The sequence below is a fragment of the Ralstonia mannitolilytica genome (assembly GCF_000954135.1).
GTDB classification, from domain to species: Bacteria; Pseudomonadota; Gammaproteobacteria; order Burkholderiales; family Burkholderiaceae; genus Ralstonia; species Ralstonia mannitolilytica.
In genome coordinates this window covers 2,683,663-2,696,076 of record NZ_CP010799.1, presented here as the reverse complement: position 1 = coordinate 2,696,076, position 12,414 = coordinate 2,683,663, and the positions used below count along the sequence as shown (strand labels likewise).

The 12,414-nt window shown below is 63.3% G+C and carries 6 protein-coding genes; 1 reads left to right on the top strand and 5 read right to left on the bottom strand.

Features of this window, described 5'->3' with window-relative positions; translation table 11 throughout:
• Nucleotides 1-8 precede the first annotated feature (8 nt).
• From TK49_RS12745 to TK49_RS12725, 5 genes are all read right to left on the bottom strand, one after another.
• A complete protein-coding gene (locus tag TK49_RS12745) occupies nt 9-2,492 on the bottom strand; it encodes a fimbria/pilus outer membrane usher protein (protein ID WP_045787028.1) in 2,484 nt (827 codons plus the stop codon).
• Between the two features lie 94 nt (nt 2,493-2,586).
• Nucleotides 2,587-3,105 carry a fimbrial protein gene (locus tag TK49_RS12740; protein WP_045787027.1) on the bottom strand — a complete coding sequence of 173 codons (519 nt, stop codon included), beginning with the start codon at nt 3,103-3,105 and terminating at the stop codon, nt 2,587-2,589.
• A 137-nt stretch (nt 3,106-3,242) separates the two neighbouring features.
• A complete protein-coding gene (locus TK49_RS12735) occupies nt 3,243-3,986 on the bottom strand; it encodes a response regulator (RefSeq protein WP_240479879.1) in 744 nt (247 codons plus the stop codon).
• A 62-nt stretch (nt 3,987-4,048) separates the two neighbouring features.
• A complete protein-coding gene (locus TK49_RS12730) occupies nt 4,049-7,504 on the bottom strand; it encodes a YadA-like family protein (RefSeq protein WP_045787025.1) in 3,456 nt (1,151 codons plus the stop codon).
• Between the two features lie 157 nt (nt 7,505-7,661).
• Nucleotides 7,662-8,339 carry a response regulator gene (locus TK49_RS12725; RefSeq protein WP_045787024.1) on the bottom strand — a complete coding sequence of 226 codons (678 nt, stop codon included), beginning with the start codon at nt 8,337-8,339 and terminating at the stop codon, nt 7,662-7,664.
• Between the two features lie 426 nt (nt 8,340-8,765).
• Here TK49_RS12725 and TK49_RS12720 point away from each other — a divergent pair, with 426 nt between their 5' ends.
• Nucleotides 8,766-12,140 (top strand): hybrid sensor histidine kinase/response regulator, encoded by a 3,375-nt coding sequence (locus TK49_RS12720; protein ID WP_082076319.1) that lies wholly within the window; start codon nt 8,766-8,768, stop codon nt 12,138-12,140.
• Nucleotides 12,141-12,414 lie beyond the last annotated feature (274 nt).

Genomic DNA, 12,414 nt, shown 5'->3' with positions numbered 1-12,414 from the left:
GGATCGGATCATGAAGGTTTCCTCTCAGAAATATCGGCGCCCGCCGTGCAGGGCAGGGCAATGGGATCAGGGGTGAGCGTGAGTGCGGCAGGCACGTTGGCCACATCGCACAGGCGCTTGTCCGACTGCCTGACAGACAGCACGGTGCCGGGGCGCACGCCGGCCAGATAAACGACACCATGTTCGCCAACGATGCCCAGCTCCTTGCCGGTTCCCACGTCCACGACAGAAGCGCCGAAAGGAACGGCCTTGCCCGCCGCGTCGATGAGCGCGACAAGTACGTTGCTTCCGTGCGTGGTGTCGAAGCGCAGGAAGCCGATGGCGCCATCCGTCAGGACGACGCGCTGGACTGGGTTATTCACCGTGGTCTCCAGCGACGTGCGCTTCGTGTTGATGCGCGCGTCGTAGATGTTGAATGGCGCGACGGAGCCGATCACGGCATAGCCGCGCGAGTCCGTCCGCGCCTGCGTGCCGGCAAAGGCCACGCCGGGTACGCCGTCTGCGGAGACGAGCAGACGGGTGTCGCCGTTCATCCCCATGGCATGCGCGGCGACGCCATACCGGGTGGCCACCAGCGAGCCATCGAGTTCGAGGGATGCCGCGCGATAGGTATCGCCCGTGGCGGATGCCTGCGCGTTGACCTGCATGGTGCTGGTCTGCTTGCGCAGGTTTGCGGCCAGTGATGCGCGCCCGTTCGTGGTGCCCGTGTATGCGGCATAGCTCAGCCCCTGGTCGTCGCTGCCCGAGTAGCCCGTACTGAAGTTCAGGCCGCCGGCGCCGGACGTCGTGACGCTGGACGACGCCACCTGCCGGTTCCCAAGCGGGATCGTCATCGCGAGGAACACCTGGTTGCTTTCGCCCGCAAAACCGCGTGTGTGGTACGCAGACAGGTTCAGCGATACGTTGTGCAGACTGCCGAGCGAGACCGTTCTGGCAAGCGTCAATCCGATGCGGTCGTCCGGCGTCCGATCCCAATAGCTGGTCCGGTCGTATGTCAGGAAGGTCGAAAGCATGCCGAGGCGCTTGGCCAACGAAACCGAAACGCGTTGACGGCTGCCGGCCAACCCGGCCACCGTCGGATCTCCGAAGAACTGGGGAAAGCTCGTGTAGGTACGGTCCGAGAATCGATAGCCGAAGAAGCGCAGATCCGAATCCAGGGTGTCGAAGTGCTTGGCGTAGTTGAATCGATAGGAGCGTCCGGTCTGCGTCTCGCCGCTCCACCACAGGTGCGCGCGCGCGTAGGTTACGTCGGCAGAGACGGCGCCCAGTTTGCCGAGATTCTTGCCGGCGCCCAAAGCAATGGAGCCGTATCCGGACGCGCCGATGCCGCCGCCGTACAGGGTCACTTCATGCGGCAGCCCGTACGCCACTTCAGCAAATCCGAAGACCGGCGTGATGCCGTTGCCGCCAAAGAGCCGGGGCGTGCCCGTTGCGGCCTTGTAGCGCAGTTCACCCTCGCGCGCGAGGAAGGGCACTGCGGCGGTGGTGACGGTAAAGCGTTGCTCCGTGCCATCTTCTTCCTGCACGGTCACATCCAGCGTGCCTTGCACATTTGCCGAAAAATCCTGCAGCGAAAACGCGCCGGGCGGTACCCGCGTCGCATACAGCACGCGGCCCTGCTGCGAGACCGTCACCGTGGCATAGGTGCGCGCAACGCCGGTAATGGGTGCTGCGTAGCCCCGCATGCCCGGCGGCAGCATGCGGTCGTCGCTCTGCACGGCTGCGCCGGTCAGTGCAAAGGTGTCGAAGATGTCGGAGTTCAGGTAGGTCTGCCCGAGCGATACCGTCGAGCGGATCGTGGGGAGCGCCCGATATGCATACAGCCGATTGAACTGGAATGTATTGGACGATCCACCAAAATCGGACGCCGCGCCGGAAGCCAGCTGAGCCTGGTAGTCGCCTCGAACGCGCCATGCCCCGGCGTTTGCGCCAACCGTGCCGTAGCCTTGTAGCGTGGTCGTGTGTCCGGACTGACTCTGCTGGGTGGTGCCGATGAGCCGGTAGTCGAGCATCGCTCCGGGGATGCCATCGCTCCAGCGTTGCGGCGGGACGTAATTCGCATCCGCATATTCGAGTGCGGCCTGGGGGACTGAAATCAGCAAGCGGCCCGATGCCTTGTCATGCCGGACGACGGCGCCGTCGATGCTGGTGAGGTCAACACACTTGCCATCCTGGGTGATGTTCAGCGACTTTGATACCCCGGGCTTCAGGTCGAACTGGGCGACCAGGCCTGATGGCAGGCATGCCCGCGTGTTGTCGCCCGGTGCCGCCACGAATTCAATCTGTTCTCGGGAAAGCAACTGCCCATTGAAGACAACGTCGAGCAGATAGGCGCCGGGCGGCGTGTAATCGGCGCGCGCGAATTGCGTCAGATCCACATCGCTCGCGCCGTCGATGCTGAGGAACGAGGTATTGAATTCAGTGGCGCCGGCGTCTGCAGCCAACCAGATGGCCGCAATGCTGGCGCAGAGGATCCGTTGCTTGAAGTTCACGTCTGAATGGGCCGGCGGTTTCTCCGGCGAGCAAGGAGTGGGCAAGAAAAAGGGGGCTTGCGCCCCCTCTGCCGCTCAGGCTGAAAAGATCGCTTTACTGGTAGCGCACCGTGAAGTTGGCGACCGAGTTGGCCAGGCCGGGGGTGACGGTGGCTGCGGTCGACTCGTACATCGCCGCGAACTGCACCGTGTTGTTGCCGTTGGACAGAACGACCGGTGCCTTTTGCTCGGCGCCGTTGTCCAGGTATTCACCCGAGGCGGTCTGCAGGCGTACGCCGACGTTGGCAGCGCTGCCCGTGGTTGCGAACAGGCCCGGGGTGACGGTGTCGGCCGTGCCCGTGAACGTGAAGTACGCGTTCTTGGCCGTGCTGGTGTCGCAGTCCGTCAACTGGATGTTGAAGGGCGTCGCCTGCGAGCGGTCGCCGAGCTTGCTGAACAGGTTGGCCGGCACTTGACCCAACGAGACGGTTTGGTCGAGCGTGTCACCGCTGATGCCGCAGGCGCCGGCGACGATTTCGCCGTTGAAGGTGATGGTGCCCGGGTTGCCGTTGCCAGCAGCAAATGCGGAGGCGGAGAGTGCTGCGATAACGGCGGCTGCAAATGCTTGTTTCATAGGAGTGGAGACTTGTTGATGTTTGTCAGGGCCTGCACGGGATGTGCACGCAGGTTGATTATTGGAAATGCAGTCGGGCAGGAACATCAGTCCAGTACGAAATGCGTCGCGATGTCTCGTCGTAGCAACCCGGCAGGTCAGTGGTCTGTTGGCATGACTGGACGATTGGCAACGCGGTACTCCGCAGTCGTCTCCCAACCGAGTTCGAGGGCGTAGCGATAAAGGTCCGCCTCACGGTCGATACCCAGCTTGCGCATGGCAGAGACCTTCTGTGCGCTGATGGTCTGCTTGCCGCGTTCCAGGCGTTGCGCAATCTGGCCGACGGATAGGCCCGACACGAACAGACGGATGACCTGTTCTTCACGCACAGTGAGGGCTGGGCGTGCCTTTCCGCCGACACCGCGTGATCCATCAAGCGTTGCCTGCATGAGCGGTGACAGGTAGGTCCGCCCGCGCTCGACGCAGCGTATGGCCAGCGGGATATGCGACAGCTCGTCGGCCTTGCTGACGAGGCCGTGAATGCCTGTTGCCGCGAGTCGCGGGAGGATGGCGCCGTTGTCGAGCATGGTCAGCACAACGATGCGGAGCAGCGGATAGCGGCCCAGCAGAAAGCCCATCAACGGAATGCCGTCGCCGTAGTCGCCGCCCGGCATGGCGTAGTCGGTCAGGAGGACGTCGCACGGATAGCGGTCCAGCAGCGCAACCATTTCGCTGGAGTTGCACGCTGTGCCGACGATCTCCATGTCGCCGGATTCTTCAATGATGGCGGTGACGCCCGCGACAACGACAGGATGGTCGTCCGCGAGCACAACTCGGATTCGTGCGTTCATTGGAATGGGGATGTTGCGGCGGAATGCGGAAAAAAGGCGGCGGTAGAACACCGCCGCCTCGTGGCGCAGACCGATCGCTGTTCAGGCTGGCCTGAGCAGCGCGGCAGCCTGGCTTACCACTGGTACGAGACGCCAGCGCCGTAGGTGCTGCCCGAGCCGCTGATGCTGGCGCCGAACTTGGCCTTGATGCGATCGCTCAGGCGGGTGCTCACGCCGATGGCCGATGCGGTATAGCCCTCGTACGTCGCCACCCCCACGCCCACGGCAACCGTCTTGCCAGCGTCCACGTCCGGAATCATCGTGAGCGCCGTGGCGCCTGCAATGCCGGAGTAAGCCTTGCGCGACACATCGCCCAGCGCCTGCTGCACCATGCCGACCTTCTGGTCGGTGTAGCTGTTGGCGCCCGACACGGCCGCGTCCATGCTGCGCTTGTTCACGGCATCGGTGCTCATGACGGCATCTGCCACATTCGCCACGACACGCTCGCTGCCGACCGAGCCGACCGACACCGTGTTGTCGCGGTCGGTGGTCGAACCCGCGCCAAGTGCCACGCTGTTGTCGTGCTTGGCAGCCGCGCCCGCGCCAATGGCGACCGCGGTGTTGCCGGTGGCGCTTGCCGTGCTGGCTTGGTCGCCCGTCGTCGCCACGTGCGCGTTGGACGCGCCGGTGGAAATCACCTTCTCGATTGTCGTCACACGATCGCCGGTCTGGCCGATCGATACCGCCAGCCCATTCAGTGCGTCGCCGACGGTGTTGTACGTCGTGTTGTTGAGCGTGTAGGTCGGTGCGACGAACGAGCCGTCCGGTGCGAAGCCCGCACCGCCGCCCAGCGAGCCTGCCAGGCCGCGCAGTTGCCCCACGTTCGCAGCGTCCGTGTCGGCCATGCCGGCGCGCACATTGGACAGCAGCACTGGCGTACCGGCAGAGCCGAACGTCACAGAGGTGCGGTTCGAGCCGGCGTCGTACGTGACGGCGTCCAACGCGGTGCCGTTCTGGTCGATCAGGCCGGCTTGCTTGAGCTGTCGCAGGTTCACGGCGTCGGTGTCGGCCGCACCGTCGGCCACGTTGTGCAACTGCACGGGGCCGCTTGCCTGCGTGCCGCCGAGCGTCACGCTGTTGTAGTTGGCCGTACCGTCGGCATGCACGTCGTAGGTCACCGCTGCAAGCGTATTGCCGTTGTTGTCGATCAGGCCCGTCTTCTTGAGCTGGCTCACGTTCACTGCATCGGTATCCGCGCTGCCTTCGGCCACGCCGGTCAGACGGCGTGCGCCTGCGGTGCCCGTGAAGTCGACCACGGTGCCGTCGGTGCCGCCAGCCACGGTGATGTTGCGCGTGGCCGCATCCTGCTGCACCAGGCCGATCGAACCCTGCCCAAGCTGCTGCTGCAGGTTGAGGATGTTGGTTTCGTTGTTGGTGACGCGACCGTCCAGGTTCACGATGTTGCTCTGTGCCGTCTTCAGGCCGCCGTCGATGGCGTCGAGTGCCGTGCCGACATCGTGCTGCGTTCCGCCCTGCACGTTGTAGGTCGGGCCAGACACCACACCGGTGTTGGCGTCAATCCTTGCACCGCCACCCAGGCTCGCGATGACGGGCGTGAGCTGTTGAACGTTGACCGCGTCGGTCGCTTGGTTACCGTTGGCCACGTTGACGATCTGGCGTGTGCCATTGCCGCCCATGCCCCAGCCGACGGAGACCACGTTGTCGCGGTCGGCCACCGAGTTGGCCCCCAGGGCTACCGAGTTTTCGCCGGTGGCGCTCGCGTTCGAGCCAATCGCCACGCCATAGGAACCGGCGGCGACCTGGGCTTTGTCGCCCTTGTTGCTCCAGCCGTCTGCCTGGAAATAGGCCGTATCCGTCGCGCTCGACTTGGCAATTTCCGTCCGCAGTTGCTGCACGTTTACCGCGTCGGTATCGGCCACGCCGCTGCTGATGTTGGCCAGCGTGCGGGTATTGCCGTTCTTGTCGGCAAAGTTGACGCGCACGCCGTCGGTGGCGGCACCCACCGTCAGATCTGCGCCGGCTGTGGCTTGTTGCACGAGGCCGATCTGCCCGGAAGAGATCTGGTCGCCCAGCTGCGTCACGTTGTTGCTGACGTTCGTAATCTGGTTGCCAAGCTGCGTGGCAGTGTCGTTCAGTTGGCGGACGTTGACTGCATCGGTGTCGGCCGTGCCAGCAGCGAGATTCGTGATCTGACGCTGATTAGTGTCGGAGCCCACCGAGATGGTGTTGCTGCGCGTGTTCGTGCTGTTCGAGCCCAGCGCAACTGCGTCGGTTACGTTGGCGGCGACAGTGGCACGGTAGCCAATGGCGCTCGAGTTTGCGGCGCTGGCATTGACATTAGCGGCTCCGCCAATGGCAACCGCACCCTGCGCGGCTGCGCTGGAGTTCGTGCCCATGGCGAACGAGTTGCCACCTGATGCGTTGGACGCGTAGCCGATCGCGGTCGCATTGTTGCCGCCGGCCGTTGAACCGCTGCCGACCGCAGTGGCGCCGTTGGCAGCCGCGCGGGCGTTCGAGCCGAACGCGTTGGCTGAGTTGCCGCTGGCGTAAGCAGCTTGCCCCACTGCGAGCGAGTTCGGCCCTGCCGGCGTGGCGGCGGCTGCGCCCGTGTTCTCGAAGGCGGAGATGAAGCGGCTGCGGTCCGTCAGGTTTTGGATTGCCGTCGTGTGCTGCGTCACCGTTGCGTTGACGGCGTTCAACTGCGCCACGTTCACGGCATCGGTGTCAGCCGTACCTGCGGCAACGTTGGTGATCTGGCGCTGAGCCGTGCTGGAGCCGACGGACACCGTGTTGGCACGATCGGCGATGCTCGCCTGGCCCAGTGCCACGCTGCCCGCAACGGCCGACGTGTTGGCACCCAGCGCCATGGCGTTGTCACCAGTGGTCTTGGCTGCCGAGCCCAGGGCAACCGATTTGTCACCGGCAACGGTGACGCTGCGGCCGAATGCCATCGAATCAACGCCTTGTGCGTTGGCGCTGTAACCAAGTGCGAAGGAATTGGTACCGGTTGCCTTAGCGCCGCTGCCCACCGCTACGCTGGCGTCGCCGGTTGCAGACGAGTTGGTGCCAAGCGAGAGCGCATTGGTGGCGCTTGCTACTGCGCTCTGGCCAATGGCAGTTGCCCAGCCGCCGGTTGCTTTGGCGCCGGCACCGATGGCTTGCGACCAGCTGCTTGCCGTCGCATATGCACCGATGGCGACACTGTTTGCGCCAGTCGTACTGGCATGGTCACCGATCGCCGTTGTCGCGCCAGCGGTCGAGGATGCGCTGTTGCCGATGATCGTGCTGCATGCGGAGCCCGGCAGATAGCTGCTGTTACAACCGGCGGCGCTGCCGTCGGCGTTATCGCCAATGACCGTGTTGTTGGCATTGCCTTGCTGCGCGCCGTTGCCGGCGACGTAGGCGAATGCCTGCGTCGCGCCCAGCCCCAGCGTGACGGCTGCGAGAGCGATTGCGTGACGGACCAGTGCGCGTTGGCCGCCGGCCTTCGTGCGGCTCTTTGCGGTTTCGGATGCTGCCACCCACGTGCCGGTGGCGATGTTGAAGATGGTGCGATGCGTCTTGTTCATGGTGACTCCGTAGGTGTGTTGTTCCGACGGGTTCACTGTATTTTTTTGACGCAGTGCACACTATCTGACGAGTACTAAAACGCCCCGCATCCTGAACGGGGACGAGGCTTTTCGTACTTGTACGAGTTGCCGCGGCTCTGAGGGATGAGGGTGCCGCTCAGGCCTGCTCTTCAGGGGATTGCGGCGTCGCTGCCGATACCAGGCCGGTCTCGATTGCGTACCGGAACAGGTCGACATCGCGCTCGATGCCGAGCTTGCGCATGGCCGTCGACTTCTGCGTGCTGACGGTCTGTTTGCTGCGGTGCAGGCGCTGTGCGATCTCGTTCACGGACAGACCGGAGACGTACAAGCGAAGGACTTCGCTTTCCCTGCGGGTGAGCGCTTGGTCGCCGTCGCCTTGTACGCGTTTCGCAGCGTCCAGGGCTGCACGTGTGGTGGGCGAGAAATACGGCTGGCCCTGCATCGCCGCATGGACGGCAGGAATGATGTGCGAGAGATCGTCCGACTTGCTCAGAACGCCATGCACGCCGGCCGCGGCAATGGCCGACAGAATGGCGGGGTTGTCCATCATGGTCAGCACGATCACTTTCATGGCCGGATACCGGCGCATGACGAACGAGAGCAGCGGGATGCCGTCGCCGTATGCCCCGCCCGGCATGGAGTAATCCGTTACGAGCACATCGCACGCGTGCGTATCGAGAAAGGCGACCATCTCGGTAGAGCTCCGCGAGGTGCCGACAATCTCGATGCCATGCGCGTTTTCGACGGCGACTTTCACCCCGAGAATGATCGCAGGATGATCGTCAGCAAGCAGCAGCCGAATACGCTCGTTCATGGAAATCCCCGGTGGTGCGTTGGTTTTGCGTTGGGATATGGCACCTAAGTCGGCTCTACGGCCTTTGCATCCCATTGCGCGATGAGCGCGCGCCTTCCATGCGGAGAGGCATACAGGAAGGCGTTGAGATGCAGTATAAAACGCCGTCGCTGTTCGCAGGGCAACTGCGCAAACGCCAGCAGTGCTTGTGCGGATTGCGATGAGATGGGTGCGAGAGACTGTGTCGGCGCAGCCAGTTTGGCATCCATGATGAGCGGTCCAACGTTGCGGGAACGTTCATTCTCCGCGCCTTGTTGCGCTCCGCTAATAGGACATAGTCGAAATCGCTTCGGCACGTAGGACAAGTACGAACTTTCGGGCTTGGATGCGCACAGCGCGCACGATTTCAATAAAGTAGTGGTTCGGCATCCCTACCACCTACAGATCATGACCACTGAAACGCAACCTTGGTATCGCCGGGTACCCCGTTTCAAAGAGCTTGGTGCACTGGGCCTCATGCAGCGCGGCATGTTGTTCGGCGGCGCGGTTGTCCTGTCACTTGTGATGGTGGGAGTCGCCGGGCTGGCGACCTATGCGAAGGTTTCAAACTACATTGCCGCCGGGCGAGAGATTTTTCTCACGCACAAAGCGCTGCTGCTGATCGACGTTGAGACGAAGCAGGCAGCGCTGCAGCGCGGTGTGATCAACGCCGAGTTTCTCTGGAGCGAGCACCGCCCGGCGCGAGAGGCACTGCTACGCGACTTCAGGATGCAAGGGGGCCGTGCCTACCTCAGGGCGAGTCCTGAGCTGGAAGCGCAGCTATCGATGGGCGATATCGAGCAGAAGCGCCCAGAGAGCTACAGCAACTACCTGGCGTTCAGCGAGGAGCAGGCGTTTACCGCCAGCGCCAGTGCTCGGCAGCGCGGCAGGCCGTTGACCGGCTACTACTACTCTCCAGACGAACGCTTCATCACGATCATGCCGCCGCCGCGCTCGGGCGACCCGATGCGCGACGTCAAGGCGCATTCCCTTGCCGAACTCATTCACCTGCTTGCAAAGGACGTTGGCGATCTGAACGACCCTGAAGTCGATCGCCGCCTGCTGGAAACACGCAAGGTGACCTGGGTGGCGCCGCACGTCGACCCGTTTACCGGAGACAGCGTTTTCAAGCTTGTGCAGCCTGCGTTTGAAGGGGGCAAACCTTTCATCGTCTTCGTCAGTGACCTGCCGGTGAAGGTCCTGGCGGACCGCCTTGCCCAGGCGCCTTATGACGGCAACATGCTGCTGCTGTCCAAGGGCGGAGACGTGCTGCTGGAGGGCATCGGCAGCAAAGCCACGTCGACGGAAGCCGCTCGTGCCCTCACGACGAAGGTTGTGAAAGACCGCATGTGGGAGCGCGGGCTGGTACGTCCGGACAGCAGTTATCACGACGGCATTTTCACCATCAGTGAGCCGCTCTCCGAAACCGGCTGGGTGTTGGTGTACACCTATTCGTGGCGAACGATTCTGAACGCGCTGCGTGAGCCGCTGCTTGCCTATGCGGCGGCGTTGTTCATCGTGCTGGCCGTGCTCTGGAGTTTTGTCCTGCTGTTTCACTACCGCGTGTTTCAGCCAGCGTACCGGCGGTCCTTGCGGGTGTTCGAAAGCGAAAACCTGAGCCGCACCATCATTGGTGCTGCGCCTGTCGGACTCAGTCTGGTGGCGCTCGACTCCGGCGCCCCGCTGCTGCAGAACGATGTCGCCGGCCAGTATCGGGCAGGTGGGCAGCCTTTGCACAGGCGGCTCCTTGACGCCTACGGCGCCGGGCAGGCCAAAGCCGGCGCCGTCGTCAGTCAGGACATCGCAGTCGATGGTCCGGATGGTCGGCCGGCTGAACTGCACGTCGATCTTCTGCCCACCAAATATCAGGGCGAGGATGCGTTGCTTTGCAGCTTTGTCGACATCACCTCGCGCAAGCAGACGCAGCGTGCGTTGGAAGAAGCCCGCGCGGCGGCAGACGCTGCGAACCGCGCGAAGTCTTCGTTCCTGGCGATGATGAGCCACGAGATCCGTACGCCGCTGAACGCGATTCTGGGCAACCTCGAACTCATTCAACGCTCGCATGCCTTGCATGGTGTGGAGCGAGACCGCCTGAATGTGGTGGCCGCGTCGTCCCATACGCTGGTTGCGTTGATCGACGATATTCTCGATTTCTCGAAAATCGAAGCTGGCCAGATGCAGCTGGAGTCCATCGCTTTTGACGTGGTGGACGTTGTGGAATCCGTGATCGCGGTCTTTCTTCCGGTTGCCGAAGCGAAGGGGCTTGCGCTCTATTACCAGATCGACCCTACCGTCGCACAACGTTATGTGGGCGACCCAACGCGCTTGCGACAGATCCTCAACAACTTGATGAGCAATGCCATCAAGTTCACGCAGGCTGGGTCCGTCAGGGTTGGCGTGCAGTTGCTGCGCAAACAAGGCGGGCAGGCTCGACTCGCCTTCAGCGTGACGGACACCGGCATCGGTATTTCGGCTGACAAGCAGGAAGCACTGTTCCAGCCGTTCGTGCAGGCGGATACGTCCATTACGCGCCAGTTTGGCGGCACCGGGCTGGGGCTGGCCTTATGCCGGCGGCTTGCAGAACTGATGAGCGGCGCCGTGAGGGTAGAGAGTGCGCCAGGGAGCGGCTCCACATTCACGGTAGAGCTGGTGCTGGATGCGCCTACCGCCTCCGAAAGCCCGATGCAGCCGCTCAGAGGCCTGTCCGTATCGTTTCTGTGTGAGGACGAGACCTGGAAGCAGGCGCTTGTCCCGCATCTACAGGCTTCAGGTGCCAACCTGCGCGTGAGCGCGCGCCCCACCGACCTTGCGGGCGAGTGCGACGTGCTGCTGATTCATCACAGCGACGCGCGTTGGCTTCTTGCCGATGAGGATGCGTTGGTCCGCCGTGCCCAGCGCGTTGTAGATGTGCTTGATGATGGTCCGCGTGAGCCTGTGACCGAGCGCGGTCGAACCGTGGTGTCGAGCTATAGCCTGCGCAACCTGCTACAGGCATTGCGCACGTCTGCACCAAAGATGCAGGCATTCGAAGAACAGCCTGGGGAGGCCGACACCCAACCTCACGCAGCACTGCGTGTGCTGGTTGCAGAAGACAATCCGGTGAACCGTCTGCTGCTGCGTGACCAACTGAAGACGCTCGGGCATGACGTCACACTCGCAGCAAGCGGCGGCGAAGCACTGGAGCGATTCAATGCCGCGCAGTACGACGTCGTGTTGACCGATCTGAGCATGCCGGGGATGGACGGGTTTGCCCTGTGCCGGACGCTACGGAATCAGGGGACGACCGTGCCTGTGCTGGCAGTGACCGCGCATGCGAGCGCCGAAGAGCGTTTGGCATGCGAGGCGGCCGGCATGAACGACATGCTCGTCAAGCCGTTGTCGATCGAGGCGCTTGCGCAAGCATTGAGCGGCATTGCGGTAAGCAAGGCAGCTGTCATGCAGCATGCAGTGGCCCAAGCCCCAGTCGAAGGTGGGAGCAGAGGCATCAGGCCGCTATCGCAGGAAATCTGGTCGGCGCTGACCTCGTCGTTCCGAACGTCTGTGAGCGAGGCGCGGGCGGCCATCGAGGCCTCGGACTATGGCCGAGCCGCGAAGTCTCTGCATTTCATCAAGGGCGGCTTTGCGGTGGTGGGTGAAGTGTCGTTGACCGAGGCTTCACACGCGCTGGAGACCCTGTTGCTGAATGGGGGCGACCGGGACGCCATCCTGACGCGTTTGCAAGGCCTTGTGGAAGATGCGGAGCGCATGTTCGCGAAACGGGAGCCGGTGCCACGGCCATCGTAGCGGCTGGAGTTCGGTCTAAAAGTTAACAAAAGCCCAAATTGCCCTGCTCGCGTTCGTCACTGCAGCTCCCCCGCTGCAACCCGTACATGAAGGTGAACCAGCGCCGTCGACGTTCGTACCGGTCAATCAACAAGCGAAAGCTGGTCCGCTCGGACAATGAGGGGCACGACAATGTTCTTGGACGCGATGTCCGGTGCGCCCGTGCAGGATTGCCCAGGCGCAGCACCGCTCTGCTGGCTCGGGTGGGGTGTCCCCAGAACTCTCGTGAATTTGC